Annotated in this window: 24 protein-coding genes; 17 read left to right on the top strand and 7 right to left on the bottom strand. The window is 67.0% G+C overall.

Features of this window, described 5'->3' with window-relative positions; translation table 11 throughout:
• Nucleotides 1-69: 69 nt before the first annotated feature.
• The 7 genes from ACWPOC_RS11265 (at nucleotide 70) to ACWPOC_RS11235 (ending at nucleotide 6,445) form a co-directional block, all read left to right on the top strand.
• Nucleotides 70-1,236: an acyl-CoA dehydrogenase family protein gene (locus ACWPOC_RS11265; RefSeq protein ID WP_085470198.1), complete on the top strand. Its 1,167-nt coding sequence runs from the start codon at nucleotides 70-72 to the stop codon at nucleotides 1,234-1,236.
• Nucleotides 1,236-2,003, top strand: a complete 768-nt coding sequence (locus ACWPOC_RS11260; RefSeq protein ID WP_059384039.1) for an SDR family NAD(P)-dependent oxidoreductase — start codon at nucleotides 1,236-1,238, stop codon at nucleotides 2,001-2,003. Before ACWPOC_RS11265 ends, ACWPOC_RS11260 begins: the two co-directional genes overlap by 1 nt.
• On the top strand, nucleotides 2,003-3,268 hold the full coding sequence (locus ACWPOC_RS11255; protein WP_455408635.1) for a CaiB/BaiF CoA transferase family protein: 1,266 nt from the start codon (nucleotides 2,003-2,005) through the stop codon (nucleotides 3,266-3,268). The genes ACWPOC_RS11260 and ACWPOC_RS11255 overlap by 1 nt, the downstream gene beginning before the upstream one ends.
• Nucleotides 3,265-4,101, top strand: a complete 837-nt coding sequence (locus tag ACWPOC_RS11250) for an enoyl-CoA hydratase-related protein (protein WP_120280516.1) — start codon at nucleotides 3,265-3,267, stop codon at nucleotides 4,099-4,101. Before ACWPOC_RS11255 ends, ACWPOC_RS11250 begins: the two co-directional genes overlap by 4 nt.
• Nucleotides 4,094-5,236: a thiolase family protein gene (locus ACWPOC_RS11245; RefSeq protein WP_120280515.1), complete on the top strand. Its 1,143-nt coding sequence runs from the start codon at nucleotides 4,094-4,096 to the stop codon at nucleotides 5,234-5,236. The genes ACWPOC_RS11250 and ACWPOC_RS11245 overlap by 8 nt, the downstream gene beginning before the upstream one ends.
• A gap of 100 nt (nucleotides 5,237-5,336) precedes the next feature.
• Nucleotides 5,337-5,939 carry a TetR/AcrR family transcriptional regulator gene (locus ACWPOC_RS11240; RefSeq protein ID WP_120280514.1) on the top strand — a complete coding sequence of 201 codons (603 nt, stop codon included), beginning with the start codon at nucleotides 5,337-5,339 and terminating at the stop codon, nucleotides 5,937-5,939.
• A gap of 95 nt (nucleotides 5,940-6,034) precedes the next feature.
• The gene (locus ACWPOC_RS11235) at nucleotides 6,035-6,445 is read left to right on the top strand and encodes a hypothetical protein (RefSeq protein ID WP_338109881.1); all 411 of its coding nucleotides are present in this window, start codon (nucleotides 6,035-6,037) and stop codon (nucleotides 6,443-6,445) included.
• Nucleotides 6,446-6,601: 156 nt separating this feature from the next.
• On the opposite strand, the gene ACWPOC_RS11230 is transcribed toward ACWPOC_RS11235, so the two are convergent.
• Genes ACWPOC_RS11230 through ACWPOC_RS11215 form a run of 4 tightly spaced genes read right to left on the bottom strand, consistent with a single transcriptional unit; the run spans nucleotide 6,602 to nucleotide 10,708 of the window.
• Nucleotides 6,602-7,570, bottom strand: a complete 969-nt coding sequence (locus ACWPOC_RS11230) for an NADPH:quinone oxidoreductase family protein (protein ID WP_120283715.1) — start codon at nucleotides 7,568-7,570, stop codon at nucleotides 6,602-6,604.
• Between the two features lie 26 nt (nucleotides 7,571-7,596).
• Nucleotides 7,597-8,376, bottom strand: coding sequence for an enoyl-CoA hydratase-related protein (locus ACWPOC_RS11225; protein WP_120280513.1), 780 nt, complete (start codon nucleotides 8,374-8,376; stop codon nucleotides 7,597-7,599).
• Nucleotides 8,377-8,387: 11 nt separating this feature from the next.
• Nucleotides 8,388-9,410, bottom strand: coding sequence for a phosphotransferase family protein (locus tag ACWPOC_RS11220; RefSeq protein ID WP_225623654.1), 1,023 nt, complete (start codon nucleotides 9,408-9,410; stop codon nucleotides 8,388-8,390).
• On the bottom strand, nucleotides 9,407-10,708 hold the full coding sequence (locus ACWPOC_RS11215) for an acyl-CoA dehydrogenase family protein (protein WP_059384044.1): 1,302 nt from the start codon (nucleotides 10,706-10,708) through the stop codon (nucleotides 9,407-9,409). Before ACWPOC_RS11215 ends, ACWPOC_RS11220 begins: the two co-directional genes overlap by 4 nt.
• Nucleotides 10,709-10,811: 103 nt before the next feature.
• Between ACWPOC_RS11215 and ACWPOC_RS11210 the strand changes: the two genes are divergently transcribed.
• The 3 genes from ACWPOC_RS11210 to ACWPOC_RS11200 are packed head-to-tail and all read left to right on the top strand — an operon-like array spanning nucleotide 10,812 to nucleotide 12,965.
• Complete coding sequence (locus tag ACWPOC_RS11210) at nucleotides 10,812-11,255, top strand: VOC family protein (protein WP_120280512.1); 444 nt, start codon at nucleotides 10,812-10,814, stop codon at nucleotides 11,253-11,255.
• 22 nt (nucleotides 11,256-11,277) lie between these two features.
• A complete protein-coding gene (locus ACWPOC_RS11205) occupies nucleotides 11,278-12,111 on the top strand; it encodes an SDR family oxidoreductase (RefSeq protein WP_120280511.1) in 834 nt (277 codons plus the stop codon).
• Nucleotides 12,108-12,965: an LLM class F420-dependent oxidoreductase gene (locus ACWPOC_RS11200; protein WP_220659975.1), complete on the top strand. Its 858-nt coding sequence runs from the start codon at nucleotides 12,108-12,110 to the stop codon at nucleotides 12,963-12,965. The genes ACWPOC_RS11205 and ACWPOC_RS11200 overlap by 4 nt, the downstream gene beginning before the upstream one ends.
• Nucleotides 12,966-12,980: 15 nt before the next feature.
• Here the strand turns inward: ACWPOC_RS11200 and ACWPOC_RS11195 are convergent, their stop codons facing one another.
• Nucleotides 12,981-13,631, bottom strand: coding sequence for a TetR/AcrR family transcriptional regulator (locus tag ACWPOC_RS11195; RefSeq protein ID WP_120280510.1), 651 nt, complete (start codon nucleotides 13,629-13,631; stop codon nucleotides 12,981-12,983).
• A gap of 132 nt (nucleotides 13,632-13,763) precedes the next feature.
• Here ACWPOC_RS11195 and ACWPOC_RS11190 point away from each other — a divergent pair, with 132 nt between their 5' ends.
• The 7 genes from ACWPOC_RS11190 (at nucleotide 13,764) to ACWPOC_RS11160 (ending at nucleotide 21,764) form a co-directional block, all read left to right on the top strand.
• Nucleotides 13,764-15,062, top strand: coding sequence for a hypothetical protein (locus ACWPOC_RS11190; RefSeq protein ID WP_120280509.1), 1,299 nt, complete (start codon nucleotides 13,764-13,766; stop codon nucleotides 15,060-15,062).
• 3 nt (nucleotides 15,063-15,065) lie between these two features.
• Nucleotides 15,066-16,469 (top strand): acyl-CoA reductase, encoded by a 1,404-nt coding sequence (locus ACWPOC_RS11185; protein ID WP_016692301.1) that lies wholly within the window; start codon nucleotides 15,066-15,068, stop codon nucleotides 16,467-16,469.
• A complete protein-coding gene (locus ACWPOC_RS11180) occupies nucleotides 16,462-17,481 on the top strand; it encodes an aldo/keto reductase (RefSeq protein ID WP_229579653.1) in 1,020 nt (339 codons plus the stop codon). Before ACWPOC_RS11185 ends, ACWPOC_RS11180 begins: the two co-directional genes overlap by 8 nt.
• A gap of 1 nt (nucleotide 17,482) precedes the next feature.
• Nucleotides 17,483-18,919: an aldehyde dehydrogenase family protein gene (locus tag ACWPOC_RS11175; RefSeq protein ID WP_372466050.1), complete on the top strand. Its 1,437-nt coding sequence runs from the start codon at nucleotides 17,483-17,485 to the stop codon at nucleotides 18,917-18,919.
• Between the two features lie 10 nt (nucleotides 18,920-18,929).
• Nucleotides 18,930-19,385, top strand: coding sequence for a carboxymuconolactone decarboxylase family protein (locus ACWPOC_RS11170; RefSeq protein WP_120280505.1), 456 nt, complete (start codon nucleotides 18,930-18,932; stop codon nucleotides 19,383-19,385).
• Nucleotides 19,382-20,299, top strand: coding sequence for an NAD(P)-dependent oxidoreductase (locus ACWPOC_RS11165; RefSeq protein ID WP_183070582.1), 918 nt, complete (start codon nucleotides 19,382-19,384; stop codon nucleotides 20,297-20,299). Before ACWPOC_RS11170 ends, ACWPOC_RS11165 begins: the two co-directional genes overlap by 4 nt.
• A gap of 142 nt (nucleotides 20,300-20,441) precedes the next feature.
• Nucleotides 20,442-21,764 carry an MFS transporter gene (locus tag ACWPOC_RS11160; protein WP_120280503.1) on the top strand — a complete coding sequence of 441 codons (1,323 nt, stop codon included), beginning with the start codon at nucleotides 20,442-20,444 and terminating at the stop codon, nucleotides 21,762-21,764.
• Here the strand turns inward: ACWPOC_RS11160 and ACWPOC_RS11155 are convergent.
• Both ACWPOC_RS11155 and ACWPOC_RS11150 read right to left on the bottom strand, forming a co-directional pair.
• Entirely contained in the window at nucleotides 21,679-22,650 is a 972-nt protein-coding gene (locus tag ACWPOC_RS11155; protein WP_455408634.1) for a LysR family transcriptional regulator, read from the bottom strand. The two genes, ACWPOC_RS11160 and ACWPOC_RS11155, sit on opposite strands and share 86 nt — an antisense overlap.
• The gene (locus tag ACWPOC_RS11150; RefSeq protein WP_455408633.1) at nucleotides 22,650-23,804 is read right to left on the bottom strand and encodes a LysR family transcriptional regulator; all 1,155 of its coding nucleotides are present in this window, start codon (nucleotides 23,802-23,804) and stop codon (nucleotides 22,650-22,652) included. Before ACWPOC_RS11150 ends, ACWPOC_RS11155 begins: the two co-directional genes overlap by 1 nt.
• Between the last annotated feature and the right edge of the window lie 30 nt (nucleotides 23,805-23,834).

Genomic DNA, 23,834 nt, shown 5'->3' with positions numbered 1-23,834 from the left:
GGGACCCCCCATGAACCTCGATGACGTGCAGCCCCGCCCGCAGGGCCGGCGGTGCCGACGATGAGCGGAATGAGTTTCGAACTCAGCGAGGATCAGGAGCTCATCCGCAAGTCGGTGGCCGAACTGACGAAGAGGTTCGACGACCAGTACTGGATGGAGAAGGACCTCGCCCACGAGTTCCCCTCGGAGTTCTACAAGGCCATGGCCGACGGTGGTTGGCTCGGTATCACCATGCCCGAGGAGTACGGCGGGCACGGATACGGCATCACCGAGGCCACCCTGTTGCTCGAGGAGGTCGCGCGTTCGGGCGGCGGCATGAACGCCGCGAGCTCGATTCACCTCAACATCTTCGGCATGCAGCCGGTCGTCAAGCACGGTTCCGACGAGCTCAAGGCCCGCACCCTGCCGCGCATCGTCAGCGGCGACCTGCACGTCTGCTTCGGTGTCACCGAGCCCGGAGCAGGCCTCGACACCTCGCGGATCACCACCTTCGCCCGGCGGGACGGCGACCACTACGTCGTCAACGGCCGCAAGGTGTGGATCTCGAAGGCGCAGGAATCCGAGAAGATCCTGCTGCTGACCCGTACCCAGCGGTACGACGAGGTGCAGAAGAAGACCGACGGCATGACGTTGTTCCTCACCGATCTCGACCGCAGCCGCGTCGACATCCGCCCGATCCGCAAGATGGGGCGCAACGCCGTCACGTCGAACGAGCTGTTCATCGACGACCTGCGGGTGCCGGTGGAGGACCGCGTGGGTGAGGAGGGGAAGGGTTTCGAGTATCTGCTCGACGGCCTCAACCCCGAGCGCATGCTCATCGCCGCCGAGGCCCTCGGCATCGGTCGCGTGGCGCTCGACAAGGCGGTCAGGTACGGCAACGAACGCGAAGTCTTCGGCCGCCCGATCGGCATGAACCAGGGAATCCAGTTCCCCCTCGCCGATTCGCTCGCCCACCTCGATGCCGCCGAACTCGTCCTGCGCAAGGCGACCTGGCTCTACGACAACGGCAAGCCGTGCGGACGGGAAGCCAACACCGCCAAATACCTCTGTGCCGATGCGGGATTCACCGCTGCCGACCGTGCGCTGCAGACGCACGGCGGCATGGGCTACTCGGAGGAGTACAACGTCTCGCGGTACTTCCGCGAAGCGCGCGTCATGCGCATTGCACCGATCAGCCAGGAGATGATCCTGAATTTCCTGAGCTCACACACTCTGGGACTGCCGAGGAGCTACTGATGGCCGTGAACAATTCTCTCTTCGATCTCACCGGGCGGTCGGCCGTGGTGACCGGCGCGGCCGGCGGTATCGGCTCGGCCGTCGCCGAAGCCCTCGCGGCCGCCGGTGCGGCCGTGCTCGTCACCGATGTGAACGGCGACGCCGCAGCCGCTGTTGCCGAACGGATCTCGGTGAACGGTGGTAAGGCCGACAGCGCCGCGCTCGACGTCCGCGACCGGGAGGCGGCCGACGCCGCGATGGCGCGTGCCGCCGGTCTGACCGAGGGCGTGCTCCACATCCTCGTCAACAACGCCGGTGTCACCGACCCGGCGATGTTCGCCGACACCACCGTCGACTCGTTCCAGCGCATCCACGACATCCACGTGCTCGGCGCCTTCAACTGCTCGCAGGCGGCACTGCCCTTCCTCGCCACCGACGGCAAGGGACGCATCATCAACGTGACCTCCTCGGCGGGCATCACCGGCACGCTCGGGCAGGTGAACTACTCCGCGGCCAAAGCGGGGATCATCGGCATCACCAAGTCGCTCGCCCGCGAGCTGGCCCGCAAGAACATCCTCGTCAACGCGCTGGCCCCGCTCGCCGCGACTCCCATGACGGAGACGATCCGCACCAACGAGAAGTTCGCCGCCAACATGCTCAATCGTATTCCGCTGCGTCGCTGGGCATCCCCGGAGGAGGTTGCCGGAGCGTTCGTCTTCCTGGCCACCGACGCGGCATCGTTCGTCACCGGGCAGGTGTTGCCGGTCGACGGTGGCATGGTGATGTGATGACCGAGACGGTGACAACAGGTTCTGTGGGCTCGGACGGCCCGCTCGCGGGCGTCACCGTCGTCACCCTCGAGCAGGCCGTGTCGGCACCGATGTGCACGCGGACGCTCGCCGATTTCGGTGCGCGGGTCATCAAGATCGAGAACCCCCGCGGTGGTGACTTCGCGCGCGACTACGACGACGTCGTCGGTGGCATGGCAGCACATTTCGTATGGGCCAACCGCGGCAAGGAATCGGTGACACTCGACCTGAAGTCGGACGACGGGATCGCGGTGCTGCACCGGATCCTCGCCCGCTCCGACGTGCTGGTGTCGAATCTGGCGCCGGGCGCGACCGCGCGGCTCGGACTGTCACCCGACCGGCTCGAGGAGCTCTATCCCGAACTGATCTCGGTCGAGATCGACGGTTACGGTCCCGGTGGTCCGCTCTCGCACAAACGCGCCTACGACCTTCTGATCCAGGCGGAATCGGGGGCGTGCGCGGTCACCGGTCATCCCGGCATGCCGGCGAAACCCGGGCCGCCCGTCGCGGACATCACCACCGGCCTGTACTCGGCCGTGTCGATCCTCGCCCTGCTGTGCGGCAAGGAACGGCACCGCGGTCGCGGCGGCAGCCTGTCGAAGGTGTCGGTGAGCCTGTTCGACACGATGACCGAGCTCATGGGATATCCGCTGACCTACACACGCTATTCCGGGGTGAACCAGCAACCGCTGGGCATGTCGTCGCCCGCCGTCTCGCCGTACGGGTCGTACCGCACCGCCGACGACCAGGTCGTCGTGCTCGGCACCACCAACGACCGGGAATGGCAGCGACTCGCACGGGAGATCATCGAACGCGACGATCTGGCCGACGACGAGCGATTCCGCTCCAATGCCGGTCGCTGCGAACATCGCGCCGTGCTCGACGAGGCGATCGCGCAGTGGTGCGCCCTGCACCCCCTCGCGCACATCCAGAAGATCGCCGACGAGGCCGGTATCGGCAACTCCCGGTACAACCTGCCCAGCGACGTGATCGCGCATCCGCAGCTGCAGGCCCGGGATCGCTGGCGGGAGGTCGCAACCCCCAACGGGCCGATCGAGGCGCTGCTTCCCCCACCGGTGGTCGCGGGCTTCGAATTGCCCATGGGGGCGGTGCCGGGGCTCGGCGAGCACACCGACGCGGTGCTGCAGGACTTCGGGATCACCCGCACCGAGATCGCGCAGCTGCGCGAGACCGGCGCGATCGGTCCCGCATACCGCGCACCGGGTACGGAGGCGGCCGAATGAGCACCGATTCCCTTCTCGTCGACGACCGCGACGGGGTCCGGACCCTCGCGTTGAACCGGCCGCGTCGCAAGAACGCGATCGACGGTCCGCTCTGGCAGGCGCTGCACGACGTGCTCGTCGACACCGCCGACGACCCGGACGTGCGTGTCCTCGTCGTCACCGGAGCTTCCGGTGCGTTCTGTTCCGGTGCCGACATCGCCAATCCGGGTGTCGCACATCCCTTGCGCAAGCTACGCAAACTGACGGACGTCGCGTTGCTGCTCCACGAACTGCCCGTTCCCACCGTTGCGAAGGTCGACGGCGTCGCCTACGGGGCCGGCTGGAACCTGGCGCTCGGATGCGATCTGGTGGTCGCGACACCGCGCTCGACCTTCTCGCAGATCTTCGCCAAGCGGGGACTGTCACCCGATCTCGGCGGTACATGGCTGCTGCCGAGGCTCGTCGGTCTGCAACAGGCGAAACGACTCGCGTTGCTGGCCGAGGCCATCGACGCCGACGAGGCGCACCGGCTGGGGTTGGTGACCTGGATCGAATCCGAGGAGGGCATCGACGCGTTCGTCGACGATCTCTGCGCTCGGCTGTCGGCCGGGCCGCCCGTCGCCCTGGCACAGACCAAGGCATTGCTCAACGAAGCCGTCGACCGCGGCCTGCGGGATTCTCTCGCCGGTGAAGCGCGTGCCCAGGCGGTCAACTTCGGAACCGTCGACGCCCCTGAGGCGTTCCGGGCCTTCGCCGAGAAGCGTGAGGTCCGCTTCACCGGCCGGTGGGCACTGAACCCGGAAACACAGACTCCGGAACCGCAGACTACGAGTGGAGAAGAAGTACATGCGTGAAGCAGTCATCGTCGAGGCCGTCCGCACGCCGGTCGGCAAGCGCAACGGGGGACTGGCGGGCGAGCATCCGGCGGATCTGTCGGCGCACGTCCTGCAGGCCCTCGCCGAGCGCGCGGGTATCGATCCGGCGGTCGTCGACGACGTCGTATGGGGCTGTGTCTCGCAGGTGGGAGACCAGTCGAGCAACATCGGCCGGTACTCGGTCCTCGCGGCCGGCTGGCCCGAATCGATCCCGGGTACGACGATCAACCGCGCGTGCGGGTCGAGCCAGCAGGCACTCGACTTCGCGGCGCAGGCGGTGATGTCCGGTCAGCAGGACGTCGTCGTCGCAGGTGGTGTCGAGGTGATGAGCCGTGTGCCGCTGGGCTCGGCGCGGGCGTCGGGTCAGCCGTACGGACCGAAGGCGCTGGCCCGGTACGACGGGTTCTCGTTCAACCAGGGCATCTCTGCCGAGAAGATCGCTCAGAAGTGGGGTTTCTCCCGGACGCGTCTCGACGAGTTCTCGGTGCTCTCGCACGAGCGGGCCGCCGCTGCGCTGGACCGCGGTGCGTTCGACGCGCAGATCGTCCCGGTGCCCACCGAGGCGGGCGTGGTGTCGGTGGACGAAGGAGTGCGGCGGGGATCGACCGTCGAGAAGCTGGCCGGTCTGAAGCCCGCCTTCGCCGAGGACGGCGTCATCCACGCCGGTAATTCGTCGCAGATCTCCGACGGTGCGGCAGCGCTGCTCGTGACGACGCCGGAGAAGGCCCGCGAGCTCGGGCTCACTCCGCTGGTCCGGTACCGGGCAGGTGTCGTCGCCGGAGCCGATCCCGTCCTCATGCTGACCGGACCCATCCCCGCGACGGAGAAGGCCCTCGCGAAGGCCGGCATCGCGTTGGGAGACATCGGTGTCTTCGAGGTCAACGAGGCATTCGCGTCCGTGCCGCTGGCGTGGCTGGCCGAGACGGGCGCGGATCCGGAGAAGCTGAATCCGCTCGGTGGGGCGATCGCGCTCGGTCATCCGCTCGGCGGTTCGGGTGCGGTGCTGATGACCCGGATGATTCATCACATGCGTGATCAGGGCATTCGCTTCGGTCTCCAGACGATGTGCGAGGGCGGCGGGACCGCGAACGCGACCGTCGTCGAACTCGTGTGATCCAGTGCGAAACATATATGTGATGAGACCCTTGTCACATTCGGGAAAATGACCTAATGTGCGTTCAGTAGGTTGTTCTTCTTCGACCAAGTGAGGGCTCTTGTCCCAGCGTGCATACGACACTCTCCTCGCCAGAGGTGAGGATCGCAGGGAGCTGATTCTCAGCGTTGCCCAGCGGTTTCTGGCGCGGAACGGGTGGCGGAGCACAAGCCTCGCCCAGATCGCCCGGGAAGCAGGATTGACCCCGGCAGGGTTGTTGCATCACTTCGAGTCGAAGGAGCAGTTGTTGCACGCGGTGCTCGACGCCCGCGACAACGACGACAACGCTCGTGTGGATCGGACGGGAGATCTCGTCGATCAGCTCAGGAAACTCCCGAAGCGTTTCGAGGAGTCGCCCGAACTGGTCGGAATGTATGCGGTACTTCTCATCGAGAACCTGGAACCGGATGCCCCTCTGCACGATCGCCTACTCGGGCGGTATCAAGCGGCTCTCGACGCGGTCGAAGCCGGCATCCGGCGTGGACAACACGCCGGGCGATATCGAACGGATGTGGACCCAGCCGTCAAAGCGGTGGAGATCGTCGCTTTCCTGAATGGAATGGAAACCTCATGGCTGCTCGATCGTTCGCTCCCACTGACCGCAATATTCGAGGACTACATACAGTCGCTCGAGCAACAGCTCATGCCCGCCGCCACATCCTGAGACGAAGGGTCGCCGTCGTCGCGCCCAAGGTCGCGGACGCCGTCCGGTACACCGGCGGCTGGCTGTACGACCAGGTTGCGGCAGGCTGGGAAGTGGTGGTCGTCGTTCCGCAGAGTTCCGATCTGCGTCCGTTCGAGATCCTCGGCGCGACCAAGGCGGTCGACCTCGAGTCCGCTCTGAGTTCTGCACCCTACGGTCCCATGCCCGACATGGTCGCCGTCGCCGCCGATCTCTATGCGTCCGACGAGCGGATCCGCAACGGTGTGCTCGAGGCGATGTCGGACAGTCCCACCACGGTTGCGCTGTGGGGCGAGAACGTCCCCTCCGAACTCGACTCGCGCATCGTGCCGCTGCAGCATCGCCTGAGCCGCGCGGCCCAGGTCTTCAAGTCGCATGCCCTCGCCGCTGCCGCGGCACCGGCGACCGCGATCGCCGCCACCGAATCGTTCCTCACCGGAGGTGCCGACACGCTCCGTATGCGCGGCAACCTCGTCTCCATGGCCTGAGCACCACGACGACTGTGGCCCGGTCTCCTTGCTCGGAGGTCGGGCCACAGTCGTAGCGCCGCAACACAAATGACGCGCTTCCCGATCCTCGCGCGTCGAATCGGGGTTCGCCCGGCGTGTAGGGCGCGCAAGGATCGGTTCGTCGCGCGAGGACGATCAGCGGGACATGTCGATGACGACCTTCCCGACCGCTCGTCCGTCGGCGACATGACGAAGCGCCCGCGCGGCGTCCTCGAGCGGATAGTCCGCGCCGATGTGCGGAACCGCCGTGCCCGAGACGAGCAGGTCCACGAGTTCGGCCTCGTTCCGCCGGTACTCCTCCGGATCGAGATCCTGGAACTGGAAACCCATGATCCGGATGCCCTTGACCAGAACGAGATTCAGAGGGATCCGGGGGATCGACCCGGACGCGTACCCGATGGTGACGAAACGTCCACCGCGGGCGAGCGACCGGAGCGCCGGCTCCGAGAGTTCGCCGCCCACCGGATCGACGACGACGTCGGCCCCCTCCGGCAACGCGTCCTTCAGGGCCGAACGCAGGTCGCTCGTCCGGTGATCGATCGTGTGCGCGGCGCCGTAGGACGACGCGACCGCGAGTTTGTCGGCCGACGAGGCGACGGCCGTGACCGAAGCGCCCAGCGCCACACCGAGTTGCACGGCCGCCAGACCGACACCCCCGCCGGCCCCGAGGACGACGAGTCGTTCTCCCGGCTGCAGCCGCGCCACCGACCGGAGCGTGTGATAGGCCGTCCGGTGCGCCACCCCGAAGGACGCGGCGGTGCGGTCGTCGATCCCGTCCGGGATCTTCTTCAGGGCCTTCGTAGGAGCGACCACCTCGTCGGCGAACGCTCCGACCAGCCCGGTGCCGGTGACACGATCGCCCACCGAGAATCCGTCCACATCGTCCGCGACCTCGACGACCGTGCCCGCGTACTCGCTGCCCGGAACGAAGGGCGGCGGCACGCTGATCTGGTACCTGTTCGCCACGAGGAGGACGTCGGGGAAGTTGACTGCCGCCGCCCCCACGCGCACCCGGACGTGACCGGGGGCGAGCGGGGACGACGGTCGCGACTCCATCCGAAGGGATTCGGGTTCCCCGTATTCGGTGCAGACGACGGCGCGCACGGTGCTCGTCGGCTCTGCCGGGGCGGTCACTGTCCCTGCCAGACCGGCGTCCGCTTCTCCATGAACGCGGTGGCGCCTTCCTTGGCGTCGTTGCTGGTGAAGACGACCGACTGCCAATGGGAGAGTCGCTCGCCGGCGCGCTCGGGATCGGCCTGCGCGAGCCGGACGAGTTCCTTCACCGCGGACAGGCCGAGGGGGGCATTCGCCGCGATCCGCCGGGCGTAGTCGAGTGCGGTGTCCAGGACCTGATCGGGCGCCACCACGGCATTGATCAATCCGAGTTCGTAGCCGCGCTGTGCCGTGATCGGATCCCCCGTCAGGGTCAGCTCGAGTGCCGCCCCGACAGGGATGCGGGTGCCGATGGCGGTGCCGCCGCCGGCGGGGAAGAGACCCCGCTTCACCTCGGGCAGGCCGAACTTCGCCTCGGAGGACGCCACGATGATGTCGGCGCCGAGGAGGAGTTCGAGCCCGCCGCCCACAGCGCTGCCATTGGCGGCGCCGACGACCGGGACGGTGAGTTCGCCCTTGGACAGCCGGGCGTATCCGGCGGCCTCGTCGGAGTCCGTGCCGATGTCCTCGCCTTCCGCGAACGCTCGCAGGTCCATGCCCGCACAGAATGCCCGGTCGCCCGTGCCGGTGAGCACGATCGCCCGGATCTCCGGATCCGCTTCTGCCCGAAGGGCCGCAGCGCCGATTCCGCGGAGTACTGCTCCGTTGAGGGCATTACGCGCCTCGGGCCGATCGATGCGGAGGACGAGCACCGGTCCGTGCCGTTCCTCCACCAGCCCTTCCACGACAGTCGTCATCGCAGACCCCTTCAGCCCTTGTAGTCCGTCGACTCGGCGAGATCGGCGGCCGACTTCATGAGACTGGTAATGACCGGTCCGTACGACTGCAACTTGGGATCGTCCCCGGCCCGCTGGAATCCCTGTTCGAGGACGATGGCGAGCTTCCACTTGGCGAGGATCAGGTAGTAGTCGATGTCGTCGACCTGGCGGCCGGAGACCTCGGCGTAGTGCGCGAGCATCTGCGCGCGACCGGGCATCCCGGTCAGGTCGACGTAGCTGACCGCGCTGTCCTCGTTCGCGCTCGTATCCTCGGGCCAGTTCATGAGCATCCAGCCGAGATCGAGCTTCGGATCGCCGACGGTACCCATCTCCCAGTCGACGAGCGCCGCGAGCTTCGCGGGGGCGCCGTGCTCGAACATCACGTTGGCGAACTGGTAGTCGCCGTGCATCAGACCGGGGATGTAGTCGAGCGGACGATGGGTCTCGAGCCACTTCGTCGCGACGTCCATGCCCTCGATCTCGCGGGCCTTGATCCGCTCGAAGAAGCGGGTCCACCGGCTCACCTGCCGGTCGTGGAAACCGTCGGGACGTCCCAGATCCTCCAGGCCCTGTGCCTTCCAGTCCACCTTCGACAGCAGGGCGATGCCCTCGGCGAGCTGGTAGGCCAGGCCGGCGCGAGCGTCGAGATCGGTGTCGAACGGCGCGGGCCAGGTGCCGCGGTGGTCCATCGGCGACCATCCGTCGACATGACCCATGAGGTAGAAGGAGCGGCCGAGAACGGACGTGTCCTCACATGCGGCTACGGCTTTCGTGTGCGGGACGTCGGTTCCGGCCAGTCCCTGGATGATCCGCCACTCGCGCATGATCCCGCTGTCGCGGTCGACCGGCGCGCCGGTCGGAGGGATGCGGATGACGCACGTGAAGTCGTCGCGCGTGAGCTTGTAGATCTCGTTCTGTGTACCGCCGGAGAGATACTTCGCGTCGAGCGGCGCGCCCTTGCCGGGCAGGCCCTGCTCGTCCATCCATTCGGCGAGACGCTCGGTGTCGATCACAGGTTCCCCACTTCGAGTTCGATGTAGTCGGCGTACTTCTTCCGGGCTTCTTCCTGCTTCTTCGGGATCCACTCCGAGGGCCACATGTCGTCGACCGGGCTGTAGTCGCGGAGGACCTGCTTGGCGACGGTGGTCTTGTGCACTTCGGTCGGCCCGTCGGCCAGGCCCATCACCGCTGCGCCGTGGATCATCTTGAAGAACGGCATCTCGTTGGTGACGCCCAGTGCACCGTGCACCTGCATGGCGCGCCACGCGATGTCGTGGAGCACGGTGGGCATGATGATCTTCGCTGTCGCGATGTCCTTGCGGACCTTCTTGTAGTCGTTGTACTTGTCGATCTTCCACGCGGTGTTGAGCACGAACAGACGGAACTGTGCGAGCTGTGCGTAGGAGTCGGCGATGTAGCCCTGCACGGCCTGCTTGTCGGAGAGGCGGCTGCCGGCCGTCTCGCGGCTGAGGGCGCGTTCGCACATCATGTCCAGGGCCTTCTGGGCCAGGCCGATGGTGCGCATCGCGTGGTGGATGCGACCGCCACCGAGTCGCACCTGCGCGGCGGCGAACGCCTGGCCCTCCTCGCCGAGGAGCGCGTCGGCGGGCACACGCACGTTGTCGTAGTGGATCAGCGCGTGGGTGCCCTCGTTCAGCGGTTCGCCGTAGAGGCCGACGTTGCGCACGATGTTCACGCCCGGGGTGTCGGTGGGGACGAGGAACATCGACGTGCCCTTGTACACGGGGACGTCGGGATCCGTCACAACCATGACGATGAGGAACTCGGCGGTGCGGGCGTTGGAGGAGAAGAACTTCCACCCGTTGATGACCCAGTGGTCGCCGTCCTTGACCGCGCGGCACCGGAACTGGGCGGGATCGGCACCGCCCTGCGGTTCGGTCATCGAGTACGAGGAGAACACCTCGCCGTCGAGCAGCGGCTGCAGGTAGCGCTCCTTCTGCTCGGGGGTGCCGAAATGGGCGATGATCTCGGCGTTGCCGGTATCGGGTGCCTGGCAACCGAACACGATCGGTGCCCACGACGAGCGCCCGAGGATCTCGTTGAGCAGTGCGAGCTTCAGCTGTCCGTATCCCTGACCGCCGAGTTCGGGGCCGAGATGGGTGGCCCACAGACCTTCTGCGCGAACCTTCTCCTTGAGAGGGTCGATGGCCTTGCGGCGGAGTCCGTCGAGAGGGACGAACTGTTCGTGTTCCCACACGAGGTCGAGAGGCTCGACCTCCTCGCGCACGAACGCATCGGCCCAGTCCAGCTTCTTCTGGTACTCGGGCTCGGTTTCGAAGTCCCAGGCCATTGCGCCTCCCTTCCATCGGTGAGAATATCTATCTCGATACCAAGAATCCCATTCTTACACGACCGAAGAGCAATTGGAACATCTACATCCGAAAGGCGCAGACATGAAGGCCGAAGACCTCTTCCACCTCGGGATCGTCACCGACGACCCGCGCGCCGCCCGGGACGAACTCTCGACGTTGCTCGGCTACCAGTGGGGACCGCAGGTGGGCGGAGCCGTCGACGTGACGCTGCCGGACGGCGACCGGAGCGTCGATCTGCAGTGCTCCTATTCGGTCACCGAACCGCGGATCGAGATCGTCTCGGCCGTGCCCGACACACCCCTGTGGGCCGCGACCTCCGGTATCCACCACCTCGGCTACTGGTCGGACGACGTCGAGTCGGACTGCCGTCTTCTCGAGAAGGAAGGATTCGTCGTCGAGGCCACCCGCGCGCTGCCGGACGGCGGTATGTTCTTCGCATTCGCCCGCAGCCGACGGGGCGTACTCGTCGAACTCGTCACCCGCACCGCCGAATCCGGACTCTCACGGTGCTGGGCGGCATCCTGATGATCCGAAAGGACTGCATGTCATGACCACGGTGGGGATCGCGACCGGAGCCGGTCGCGGAATGGGATACGCGTGCGCGCAACGCATGATCGGCACGGTCGACACCGTGCTGCTCGTCGACCTGGACGCCGACACCGTCCGCGCCACCGCCGACGAGTTGAACGGTGATCGGACACGGGTCGAACCGTTCGTCCTCGACGTCACCGACGTCGACGGACTCGAACGACTGGCTGCGCGCGTGACGGAACTCGGGACCCTGCGATCGGTCGCACACGCCGCGGGCATCTCGCCGACCATGGCCGACTGGCGACGGATCTTCGCCGTCGACCTGGTCGGGACCGCACGGCTCGCCCGAGCGCTCCGTCCACTTGCGACCGCGGGCACCGCGTCGGTCTACTTCGCTTCGATGGCACCGAACATCGGGCGGATGCAACCGTCACCGGAAGAGATCGCCGTGCTCACGGATCCGCTCGCCGAGGATTTCCTCGACCGTCTCCGGGAGGTCGTGGGGGAGGCGATCGAACATCCCGGCGTCGCCTATGCGTGGGCGAAATACGGTGTGCAGCAGTTCGCACGCGACGAAGCCGTGCGGCTCGGGGCGGTCGGTGCCCGCGCATGCTCGGTGTCGCCGGGCATCATCGACACTCCCCAGGGCCGGCAGGAGGCGGACCACAACGAGTCGATGGGCGAGATGGTACGGGCGACGCCGCTCGGCCGCACGGGCCGTGCCGAGGAACTCGCCGCCGTCGTCGCATTCCTGTTGTCCGACGAGGCGAGCTTCGTCAACGGCACCGACGTGCTCGTCGACGGCGGTGTGGTCGCCTCGCTCGCCGCGCGCGCGACGAATTCGGTGTGACGCCACCGCTGCGGGTCGGGATCCACTACGGCGGAACGGAGGATTCCGTGCCGCCGGTGGACCTCGCGCGGGCTGCGGAGGAACGGGGTCTCGACTCGATCTTCGTGCCCGAACATTCGCACATCCCCTCTGTGCGCCGCACGCCGTTCCCGGGCGGCGGGGAGGTCCCCGAGCGCTATTTCGGATTGTGGGATCCGCTGGTGAGCCTGTCGTTCGTCGCAGCATCGACGAGTCTGACCGTGGGGACGTGCACGGCGCTGCCGGGCGGACACGACCCCATCTCGTACGCGAAGGCCGTGGCGACCCTCGACGTCCTGTCCGGAGGTCGTCTCGTACTCGGTGTCGGATTCGGCTGGAACGACGACGAATTCGAGGACCATGGCTTCGATCCGCGCGACAAGTACGCGGTCGTCGAGGAGAAGATCGCCCTGATGAAGGCGTTGTGGACCGAGGACGAAGCGGCGTACGAGGGGAACCACGTCCGCTTGTCGCCGAGCCGGGTGCGCCCGAAACCCGCGCAGCACCCGCATCCTCCCGTGCTGTTGGGGTGTCGAGCCGGCCGGGTCGGGTTCCGCCGGATCGCGCGGTGGGCCGACGGATGGATCCCGATGGGACACAACGTCGTGGACCGGCTCGAGGACGATCTGAAACGGCTCGCCGAGGAATGGGAGCGGGTGGGCCGGGATCCCGCGGGCATCCGGGTCACCGTCCTGCAGGCACCCCGCCCGGATCTCGCCGACGTTCTCGACCGGTTCCGGGGCATGCCCGTCGAACGTGTGATCGTGGACGTCCCGACCGCCGGCGAGCACGTGGTGCTCCCGGCGCTCGACGAGATCGCCCGGGCCGCGCAGTAGTCCGAACGCGATCGGTCACGGACGAAGGCCGCGCAGGAACAGATCGACGACGGCCCGCACGTGGGCGTCGACGTCCTCCGCTCCGCGCACGATCCCGAACGAGGCCAGGCGCGCGGGACCACCCGACGCCATCGCCAGGAACAGTTCCGCGAGCGTGTCGGGGTCGTCGGCGACGATGCTCCCCGTCGCGGCGTGCCGGCGGAGCAGATCCGCGACCTGTTTCCTGCGCGGCCAGTAACCGGGGCCGAGGGCCTTCCGGGCGATGTCCGGATAGCGCGAGGCGTAGGCGATGGCGACCTGCTGGAGCTTGATCATCGACGGGTCCAGGGCGCGCCGGACGGCGGCCTCCGCGATGGCGGTCAGTGAGTCCCCGAGATCGTCGTAGTCGGGGATCTCCGGTTCGGGTGCGGGCCAGTCGGTGCGCTGCATGGCCCAGCCGAGGACGTACCGGAAGACGTCCTCCTTGGTCGGGAAACGCGCGTAGAGCGACGGTTTCGTGGTGCCGGCCGCCGCGGCGATGGCGTTCATCGTCGTGCCCTCGTAGCCGTTCTCGAGGAACAGCCGGAGGGCGGACTCGCGTACCGCGTCGTCGAGCCGGCTCGCTTCCTCCCTGGTGGGGCGTCCGCCACGGCGTCGTGTGTCCTGCTCGCTGCGGGTCGGGGTCATGAGGGAAGTGTGCCAAATCGTTCCGGGTCTGGACACAAAACTTTCCCCATGGGTATGGTTGCAGCAATTCTTTATCTATACCTCCCAGTCAAGTTATCGACGTTCCGTATCCAGAGGGCCGGAGGACACCAGATGACAGAAACAACCCTGCAGAAAGACGTCGTCGCGACGCTGAACGCGTACTTCCAGCAACGACGCGACCGGGTCCCCGTGCTCGCACAGCGCGCCGCCGACCAGGGCATCGAGGAGATCCGCTCGCGCGAGGACATGATCCCTCTGCTCTTCCCCCACACCACCTACAAGAGCTACCCCGACATGCTCATCGCCAAGGGCCGGTGGGAGCAGATGAACCGCTGGCTCGGTTCCCTGTCGAGCCGCCCGGTCGACGACGTCGACGTCTCGGGGGTCGCCGACGTCGACGACTGGATCGCCGCCCTCGAGAAGGCCGGCCACATGGTGTCGAGTTCGAGCGGGACCAGCGGCAAGGGCTCCTTCCTCAACAAGTCCCAGCGCGACCTCGAGGTCAACAAGCAGAATCTGCTCGACTGCTTCACCGCGCTCGGACTGCCGCCGGAGAAGCGCTGGCACGTCATCCCGGTCGGTCCCGAGACCGGCCAGACCCAGCACAACGGTGTCCGCGACCTGATCATCCGCGAGTTCTCCCGCCCGGACGCCCTTCCGCTTTTCGAGGGGGCGCCCGCCGGGGGCTTCCACCGTTACATGGCCAAGTTGTCGGCCATGCGCCGTGCGATGGCCGACGGCACCGCCGCCCCCGACGACATCGCACGCTTCGAGGCCGAATCCGCCGAGCGCGCCGCCCAGCAGGATCGGCGACTGCACCACTTCGCCGACCAGATCATCGCGCACAAGTCCGAGGACATCCTCTTCAGTTCCCAGTTCCCGCAACTGTTCCGGCTCTGCGAGATCCTGCGGGAGAAGGGCATCCGCGACGGCGACATCACCGGCAACAACGCGCTCACCAGCGGCGGCGGACTGAAGGGCACGAACCTTCCCGCCGACTACCAGGAACAGATCTACCGGCTCCTCAACATCGTGCCGGAGCGCTTCCTGCACTACTACTCGATGCAGGAACTCAACAACCGCATGTTCAAGTGCCCCGAGGAGGGCCGCTACCACGTGCCGGACGAGATCGTGCTGTTCGTCCTCACCAAGGACGGAAGCGCCCTCGCCGAACCGGAGGGCGCCATCGTCGAAGGACGCGCGGCCTTCGTCGACACCACCGTCGATGGCCGGTGGGGCGGAACGATCTCCGGCGACCGGATCACCGTCGACCTCGGAACGTGCCCGTGCGGCCGGCCCGGCGAGACCGTGCTGCCGAACATCGTCCGCTACTCCGACCTCGGTGACGACGACAAGATCACCTGTGCCGGAACGATGGACGCCTACGTCCGCGGACTCTCGGGAGAGTGAGCCATGACCACCACCGCACCGGCCCGTACCCGCATCAAGGTCCCCCACTTCGTCCGCGGCGAGATCGTCTGGGGTGAGGACAGCGAATACCTCTCCCGCGACTTCGGCGTCCCCTTCGTCACCCCGAAACTCGAATACAACGGTCTGTTCGCGCCGCGCTCGGAGGTCGGGCCGGCATTCGACGTGCCGATCTCCGAGATCATCGACTTCCTCGTCGAGACCGCGCAGTACCTGACCCTGGAGAAGAACGAATACCTCCAGGAATCCCTCGAGATGACCGTCCAGGTGAGCGCCCTGCCGCGCCGCATCATCGAGAACACCTTCGCGCGGCCCGGTCAGTTCCTCACCCGGCAGGCCCTCGAATACCGGCTCGAACGCACCTTCGGCGGCCTCGACGTGCTCGACGGCTGGGCCGAGCGCACCGACCCGAACGGCAACGTCAGCCGCGTCCGCGCCTTCCCGCCGCGCCTGGTCCACATGATGGCCGGGAACTCGCCGAGCGCCGCGATGACGACCATCGCCGACGCCGCACTCACCAAGGGCGTCAACCTGTTCAAGATGCCCTCGGCCGACCCGTTCACCACCGTCGCGGTGCTGCGGACCATGGCCGACATCGCCCCCGGCCATCCGGTACTGCGGTCGATGTCCGCCGTGTACTGGCGCGGTGGTGACGAGAAGGTCGAGAACATCCTCTACCGCTCCCAGTACTTCGACAAGCTCGTCGCGTGGGGTGGTGGCTCGGCCATCGAGAACGCCGCGCGCTATGCCGGACCGGGTTTCCAATTGATCTCCTTCGACCCCAAGGTGTCGATGTCGATCGTCGGCCGCGAGGCCTTCGAATCCGAGGAGACCCTGCGCGAGGTCGCCGAACTGGCGGCCCTCGATGCGACGATCTTCAACCAGGATGCGTGCCTGGCGGCGCGGCACATCTGCGTGGAGGGCGACGACGACCAGATCGACCGGTTCTGTGCCCTGCTGCACGAACGACTCGGCGTGGACCGCGACTTCGCGGAGGCCGTCGGACCGAAGCCCGACGCCGAGATCCGCGACGCCGTCGAGGGAATGCGCTTCCTCGAACCGGATTACAAGGTGTGGGGCAAGCCCGACGGCAGCGGCCTCGTGGTGCGCTCGCCGGAGATGGTGGACTTCCACCCGACCAACAAGACCGTCAACGTCCTGCCGATCTCGACGCTCGACGAGGCCGCCTCCTACGCCACCGTGGCCACCCAGACAGTCGGTGTCTACCCGTTCCACCGCAAGGCCGAGATCCGCGACCGGCTCGCCACCGCCGGGGTGCAGCGCATCGTCCGCCTGGGCAGCGCGCTGAAGGGCAGCATGGGCAGCCCGCACGACGGCATGTACCCGCTGCACCGCTTCGTCAACTGGGTGGTGGACGACGATGCCTGACGAAATCATGGCGCAATGCGTGCTCGGCTCGTCCGGTATCCGCGTGAGCGAACTGTGCCTCGGTGCGATGACCTTCGGCACCGAATGGGGCTTCGGCGCCGACGAGACCGAGTCCCGCGCGGTCTACGACGAATACCGCGCGGCCGGAGGCAACTTCGTCGACACCGCGAACAACTACACGAACGGGGCGAGCGAGGAGATGCTCGGCCGGTTCATCGCCTCCGAACGCGACGCGGTGGTGGTGAGCACCAAGTACACGCTCCCCACCGACCCCCGCGACGCCAACTCCGGCGGCAGCAACCGGAAGAGTCTGCGCCGGAGTGTGGAGACGAGCCTGCGACGACTCGGCACCGACTATCTCGACGTGCTCTGGGTCCACGCGTGGGACCGCTGCACACCCGAAGCCGAAACTCTGCGTGCGCTCGACGATCTCGTACGGGCGGGCACGGTGCTGTCGATCGGGATCTCCAACACCCCGGCGTGGGTGATCTCCCGGTCGAACGCCATCGCCGAGCTGCGTGGCTGGACGTCGTTCTGTGCCCTGCAGGTCGAGTACTCCCTCCTGGCCCGTACACCCGAACGCGAACTGCTGCCGATGGCAGAGCATCTCGGACTCCCGGTGTATGCGTGGAGTCCGCTCGCGCGGGGTGCACTGGCCCGCGACCACACGGACGAATCCCTGACCGCCCTCACCCTCCGGATGCAACGCATCGTGAAGGTGACCCGGGAGATCGCCGACGAACTCGGCACGTCCAGCGCCCGGGTGGCTCTCGCCTGGGTGCGTCGACAGGGGCTGCTGCTGTCGGTCGGTGCCCGCACGGCCCAACAGCTCCGCGACAATCTCGGAGCACTGTCCCTGCAGTTGAGCGACGACCAGCTGGCGCGGCTGGAGGAGGCCTCGGCGATCTCGGCCGGATACCCGCACGACTTCCTGGGGCAACGCCGGGCGATGTTCGAACCGGACGCTCTGCCGTCGATGACCGGTGCTCTCCAGAGCACCGGCGGGAGGTGACATCGTGGAGACACTCGACCATTGGATCGACGGGGCATCGACGGCACCGTCCGGCGGCGACTACCTCGACGTCACCGATCCCGCGACCGGCCGTCCCGTCCGGCGTATCGCCCGGGGCAATGCCATCGACGTCGGTGCGGCCGTGCGCGCTGCTTCCGCAGCGGGCGCGCAGTGGCTGCGGATCCCCGCACTCGACCGCGGCCGGCTGCTCGTCGACCTTGCACGCGCGATCCGGGCCGACGCACCGAGGCTCGCCGCACTCGAGGTCAGCGAGACCGGGAAACCCGAGAAGGTCGCGCTGGCCGAGGTGGAGAACTCGGCGATCTACTTCGAGTTCTACGGCGGTCTCGTGGGCATGCCGGTGGGGGAGACCCTCGACATCGCCCCCGACCAGCACGTCTACACGGTGCGGGAACCCTACGGGGTGATCGGCGTGGTCACTCCGTGGAATCTGCCGCTCAACCAGTCGGCGCGGGCGTGCGCCCCCGCGCTCGCGGCGGGCAACACCGTGGTGCTCAAGCCGTCCGAGAACACTTCGGCGTCGAGTGTGCGCCTCGCGGAACTCGCGAGTGCGGTGGGCTTCCCACCCGGCGTCCTCGGCGTCGTGCTGGGCACCGGTGGGGAGGCCGGTGCCGCTCTCGTCCACCACCCCGACGTGGCCAAGGTGGCCTTCACCGGATCGGTGCCGACGGGACGGGTCATCGGCGGGATCGCCGCCGACCGGATCGTGCCCGTCACCCTCGAGCTCGGAGGCAAGTCGGCGAACATCGTGTTCGCCGATGCGGATCTCGATGCTGCCGTGGCCGGCGCGGTGCAGGCGTTCACCGCCAACGCCGGCCAGGTGTGCTCGGCCGGGACACGATTGCTCGTGCAGCGGGAGGTGCACGACGAGGTCGTCCGCCGCGTGGTCGATCGCGTGTCGGAACTGCGTGTCGGCGTCGACATCGGTCCGATCATCACCCGGGCCCAGTTCGAGAAGGTGCAGCAGTACTTCGGGATCGCGGAGGCGGAGGGTGTGCGCCTCGAGGCGGGCGGGAAGGTCTCCGCCGTGGCCGAGGAGACCGGCGGCTTCTTCGTCGAACCCACCGTCTATACCGGGGTGGACAACTCGATGCGGATCGCGCGGGAGGAGATCTTCGGACCGGTACTCGTCGTCGTCCCCTTCGGCACCGCCGACGACGCCGTGGAGATCGCGAACGATTCCGACTACGGACTCGTCGCCGGGGTGTGGACCCGCGACGTCTCCCGCGCACTCGCCGTGAGCGGACGTCTGCGCACCGGGCAGGTGTTCGTCAACACCTGGTCCACCGGTTCCGTGCAGACCCCCTTCGGGGGATGGAAGAACAGTGGCTACGGACGCGAGAAAGGCGTCGAGGCGCTGCACCATTACGGTCAGGTCAAATGCGTGACCGTCAAACTCGATTCGTCGCGGATGTGAAAGGCCAACGATGACAACACAGGTCGCGCTCGACGATGCCGTGCAGGCGGCGCACCGGACGGTCCTCGACTCCGGGCTCGCGGTACGTCGCGACGTTCTCGGCGACGAGTACGTCGACGCCGCGCTGTCGCGCAATGCCGGCACCGACGGTGAGGGACTGCAGGAGTACGTCAGCGAATTCGTCTGGGGTGGCGTGTGGACCCGGGACGGTCTCGAGCGCCGCGACCGGTCGCTCGTGACCATCTCGTTGCTGATCGCGCTCGGACAGCACAACGAACTCGCCACCCACGTCCGCACCGGCATCCGGAACGGATTGTCGCGGAGGGAGATCTCCGAGGCGGTGGTTCACGCGACGGCGTATGTCGGATGCCCCGCGGGCATCGCGGCGATGCGCGTCGTGCAGCAGGTCCTCGTCGAGGAACTCGGCCCGCTGCAGGCCGACGAGACGACGGAGGAGGACGCATGAGCGACCGGAGTGCGCCGGTGACCCTCAGGACCGTGGGCCATATCGGTCTCGGCGCGATGGGACGCCCCATCGCCCGGAACTTCGTCCGCGGCGGCCGGAACCTGATCGTGCGCGACGCGGATCCCGCCGCTCAACAGCGGTTCGTCGACGAGCACCCCACCGCCGTCGGTGCAGGCGGTACCGAGGACTTCGCCGAGTGCGACGTCGTCGTCCTCATGTTGCCCACGAGCGACATCGTCGATTCCGTCGTGCTGTCCGAGGACGGTCTGCTGCAGCACCTGCGACCGGGTTCGGTCATCGTCGACATGGGCTCGAGCGTGCCGACCCGCACGCAACGTCTCGCCGAGATCGCAGCGGAGAAGGGCGTGCGCCTCGTCGACGCTCCCGTGAGCGGTGGCGTCGCGCGCGCCGAGCAGGGCACCCTCGCCGTGATGGCCGGGGGCGACGCCACCGTGGTCGACGGGGTGACGCCGCTGCTGCAGGAGACGGGCAGCGAGATCATCCGGGTCGGACCCGTCGGATCGGGTCATGCCGCCAAGGCGCTGAACAACCTCCTCGCGGCGAACAACGTGCTCGTCGCCGCGGAGGCCCTGTTGGTCGGAAAGAAGTTCGGGATCGACCCGGCGACCCTGCTCTCGGTCTTCAATGCCGGCAGCGGTCGCAACCAGGCCACCGAGACGAAGTACGAGAAGTTCGTGCTCTCCCGCACCTTCGATTCGGGGTTCGCGGCGGCGCTGATGCGCAAGGACGTCGGGATTGCACTCGACCTCGCCCACGACCAGGGCATCAGCCCCGTGCTCGGGGAAGCGATCGGGCAGATGTGGAACGCCGCCGTCGAAGCACTGGAGCCGGGCGTGGATCAGATGGCGGTGGTGCGCCATCTCGAGCAGGTGTACGGGGTCTCCATGGAATGACCTGGAGTTATAGGAACTGCCACAGGTGTGTATTCACTGTCGCCGGTTGCCCGACTGTGACGGAGATGACCTACTTGTTGTGACACGCGCCATTCACTATCCGAGGCGGCGGTCATATCGAACAAGGAGGAGCTCTTCCGCTATGGCTGTAGCTGTGCCCAGTACGAGCGCCACGGCGCCGTCGGACGACGAATCCCTGCTGTCCTCCGGCTCGGGTGGTCGTCGCACCGCCTGGGGACTCACCGGTCTCCTGGTAGTGCTCTACATTCTGAACTCTGCCGACAAGGCGATCTTCGGACTCATCGCGCAGCCTCTGGCTGAGGAGCTGGGTCTGAGCTCGTCCCAGCTCGGTCTCGCCGGAAGCATGTTCTTCCTCGCCTACACGGTCGGCGGCTTCCTTGCCGGTCCGATCACGCGGATGATGAGCCTGCGGTGGGCACTCGTGATTCTTGCTGTCGCCTGGGGCGCGGTGATGCTTCCGCTCGTGCTGTGGGCCTCGTTCCTGGTCCTGCTGTTGAGCCGGGTGCTTTTGGGCTTCACCGAGGGCCCCACCCTGGCGCTGGTCCACGCGGCCGCATACTCATGGCACCCTCCGGCGCGCCGCGGGCTTCCCGGAGCGTTCATCACGTCGGGTACGGCGTTGGCGAAGATCGCAGTCGTACCTGCAATGGCGGTCATCCTCGCCAACTACGGATGGCGGATGACCATTGTCGTGCTCACGGCCACGACCGTGGTGTGGTGCGTCCCCTGGCTGCTCACCTGGCGACCGGGCCCGTTCGTCTCCTCACAGAAAGGAACGGTCGTCGCCGGGCGCTCCGACGCACCGGCCGTGCCGTGGCTGCGTCTGTTCACGTCTCGGACCTTCGTCATGTGTGCCCTCGTGGTAGTCACGTCCTACATGCTCGTCACGGTGGTACTCACGTGGCTGCCGTCCTACTTCGAGACCGGTCTCGGATACTCGCGTCTGCAGTCCGGCGCCTTGTTCTCCCTCCCGAGCCTCATCGGGCTGGTGACGGTCCTCGGCGGTTCCTTCCTCAGCGACCGTGCCCTCTCACGTGGATGGTCCGTTCGGGCGGTGCGGGTCGTTGCACCGTGTGCGGGCGTGGTCGTCAGCGGTGCGTTGCTGTTGAGCCTGCCGTGGCTCGGTTCGGCGCCTCTGGCCGTGGCCGCCGTATCCCTGGCGTACGGATTCGTCATCGCGATCTTCCCGTTGATGAACACCGCCGTCGTCGAGACCTGCCCACCGGCCCAGATCGCGGGCACGCTCGGTGCGTTCCTTGCGATCCAATCCATCGGTGGCGTCATCGCACCGTGGGCGACCGGACTCCTCGTCGATGCCGCCGCGACGAAGGTCGACGGATACACCACCGCCTTCCAGCTCATCGGCCTGGTATCGGCACTATGTGCTCTGGCTGCGATCCTCGCTGTCGATCCGGTCCGGGACAGGAAGCGCCTTCTGCAGTGACGAGGTCCCGGTCCGCAGCCGAGGCCGTTCCCCGAACAACCTCGAGGAACGCCTCGGCAACGGGCGCGAGACGGGCCTCGTCGTAGACGACACCGAACCGACGTATCACCGGGGGATGGATCGGTCGGACGACGAGGTCGTTCTCGGAGTCGACCATCCGATGGTCCACGATGGCACCGCCGAGGCCGGCGGCGACGAGAGGAATGAGGGTCTCCCTGTGTTCGGTCAGAGCAGCCACACGCGGACGGACTCCCCGCGACCGCATCCTCTTGGCGACGTCGCGGGTGAGCGTGTGGGCTTCGGGAACGAACACCATCGGATGGTCGGGAAGGGCGGCGAGGTCCACCGGACCGGGTGGCAGTTCGGTACCCGGCGGGTAGACCGCGACGTACTGCTGTTCGCCGAGGGGAAGTACCGCCAGGTTGTCGTCCGGAGCGGGAAGGTGCATCACCATGGCATCGACTCGGCCGTTGCGGATGATGTCCGTCGCCCACGGTTGGTCGTCATGCATGTCCGACAGGCGAAGCTCTACGTGCGGGTACCGCTCGCAGAACTGTGCGAAGACTTCCAGCACAGAGTCGGCAAGAGGTGGGAAGACCGCGATATCGAGCCTTCCGTGAAGATCGTCCGGGCTCGACGCCAGGGTGTCCGGCCAGCTCAGCGCGTTGCGCACGAGCCGACGGCCGGGACCGATCAGGGCACGACCTGCCGGGGTCGGCGTCAGACCTCGCTCGGCACGATGGAACAGGGAAGTGCCGAGTTCTCGTTCGAGCGCTCTGATCGCCTGCGACACGGTGGGTTGTGCGATGTCGAGCTCGCGTGCGGCCGCAACGACGTTGCCCTGGTCGACGATGGCGAGGAAGTACTCGATGTGCCGGATCTCCATCAGGTGCCGCTCTCTTCGTCGTTCCGTGTCGCGAGGCGGACGAAGGCCTCGGCGGCAGCGGAGAGATAGTCGGATCGGGTGAACAGTGTGGGTGTGCGGAACAGGGGTGGATCGAGCGACAGGGTTCTCGTGCCCGGAACATAGGTCTCCGCAACCCGACGCGACAGGAGAGCGGCACCCGTTCCTCGGCCGACCAGACCCCACAGCGCTCTCGGATTGGTGCACGTCGCCACAACCCAGGGTTGTTTCTCGTCGGTTCCCAGCCGACGGAGCAGAGATTCGGCTCCGCAGTCCCCGGTATCGAGAACGAGAGGGATCTCGGAGGCCGTCGGCCGGGGGAGTCGTGAGGGCAGCGAATCGATCAGACTCGGAACAGCAGCAACTACTATCTCGTGAGGTTCCAACGGAATCGCGGAAAGGCCTCCCGCGCGGACCCTCCCGTATCCGAGCGCAAGCTCCGCAGTTCCTCGACGAACCAATTCCCTTGCGGCTTCGGAGTTCTCGGCTGCAAGGATGTCGATCAGGATGTGGGGGTGTGCAGCATTGAACCTCCTGATCAGTTCGATCATGGGATCGACGGAGAACGCGGCGTGGGTCGCGATCCGTAGTCTTCCCGTCCGGAGTTCCTGTACGGCGTGCACTGCGGCGCGAGCCGCGTCCAGATCCGACAGGAGGCCGCGTGCAACCGGCACGAACCTCTTACCCGCCGGGGTCAGACGGATCGGATGGACGGATCGGTCGAAGAGGGCGGCCCCGATTCGTTTTTCCAATCCGCGAATCGCCTGTGACAGCGACGGCTGCGCCAGATAGAGCGACTCGGCTGCCCTCGTGATGTTGCCGGCTTCGACCACGGCCAGGAAGTAACGGAGCAGATGTATATCGATCCGGTGGCCGGGTCGATGTCGACGTTCCGATTTCGTCTTCAACCGTCGCTCCCTTCGACACGTGCCGGGAGGCTCGCGGGGTCGGTGGTGAGCAAGCGGTCGAGGATTATGACCGGGGATGCGATCAACCATGCGATCGGTTTGAACAAGGGGATAACGCGAGCGTTGTTCATCGAGTCCTCCTGGCGCGACAGACGCATTCCGATGGCTCTGATCAGGGCATTTCGGCGTGCGAGTGCTGACGTCACGCCCTCCGCGCCCTCGAATCATTGCCAACATAATATATTGTGTGTAATGTGA

The organism is Rhodococcus sp. 5G237, assembly GCF_053764735.1.
Note: the sequence above shows the minus strand (reverse complement) of the source record. Positions and strands in the feature narration are given on the sequence as shown.

Coding starts and splice junctions, on each gene's coding strand:
- ACWPOC_RS11250 (WP_120280516.1), top strand. CDS start 3,265: ATGAGCACCGATTCCCTTCTCGTCGACGACCGCGACGGGGTCCGGACC.
- ACWPOC_RS11180 (WP_229579653.1), top strand. CDS start 16,462: ATGCCTGACGAAATCATGGCGCAATGCGTGCTCGGCTCGTCCGGTATC.
- ACWPOC_RS11170 (WP_120280505.1), top strand. CDS start 18,930: ATGACAACACAGGTCGCGCTCGACGATGCCGTGCAGGCGGCGCACCGG.
- ACWPOC_RS11195 (WP_120280510.1), bottom strand. CDS start 13,631: ATGACCCCGACCCGCAGCGAGCAGGACACACGACGCCGTGGCGGACGC.
- ACWPOC_RS11205 (WP_120280511.1), top strand. CDS start 11,278: ATGACCACGGTGGGGATCGCGACCGGAGCCGGTCGCGGAATGGGATAC.
- ACWPOC_RS11165 (WP_183070582.1), top strand. CDS start 19,382: ATGAGCGACCGGAGTGCGCCGGTGACCCTCAGGACCGTGGGCCATATC.
- ACWPOC_RS11225 (WP_120280513.1), bottom strand. CDS start 8,376: ATGACGACTGTCGTGGAAGGGCTGGTGGAGGAACGGCACGGACCGGTG.
- ACWPOC_RS11255 (WP_455408635.1), top strand. CDS start 2,003: ATGACCGAGACGGTGACAACAGGTTCTGTGGGCTCGGACGGCCCGCTC.
- ACWPOC_RS11265 (WP_085470198.1), top strand. CDS start 70: ATGAGTTTCGAACTCAGCGAGGATCAGGAGCTCATCCGCAAGTCGGTG.
- ACWPOC_RS11160 (WP_120280503.1), top strand. CDS start 20,442: ATGGCTGTAGCTGTGCCCAGTACGAGCGCCACGGCGCCGTCGGACGAC.
- ACWPOC_RS11260 (WP_059384039.1), top strand. CDS start 1,236: ATGGCCGTGAACAATTCTCTCTTCGATCTCACCGGGCGGTCGGCCGTG.
- ACWPOC_RS11155 (WP_455408634.1), bottom strand. CDS start 22,650: ATGGAGATCCGGCACATCGAGTACTTCCTCGCCATCGTCGACCAGGGC.
- ACWPOC_RS11210 (WP_120280512.1), top strand. CDS start 10,812: ATGAAGGCCGAAGACCTCTTCCACCTCGGGATCGTCACCGACGACCCG.
- ACWPOC_RS11215 (WP_059384044.1), bottom strand. CDS start 10,708: ATGGCCTGGGACTTCGAAACCGAGCCCGAGTACCAGAAGAAGCTGGAC.
- ACWPOC_RS11245 (WP_120280515.1), top strand. CDS start 4,094: ATGCGTGAAGCAGTCATCGTCGAGGCCGTCCGCACGCCGGTCGGCAAG.
- ACWPOC_RS11190 (WP_120280509.1), top strand. CDS start 13,764: ATGACAGAAACAACCCTGCAGAAAGACGTCGTCGCGACGCTGAACGCG.
- ACWPOC_RS11185 (WP_016692301.1), top strand. CDS start 15,066: ATGACCACCACCGCACCGGCCCGTACCCGCATCAAGGTCCCCCACTTC.
- ACWPOC_RS11150 (WP_455408633.1), bottom strand. CDS start 23,804: ATGATTCGAGGGCGCGGAGGGCGTGACGTCAGCACTCGCACGCCGAAA.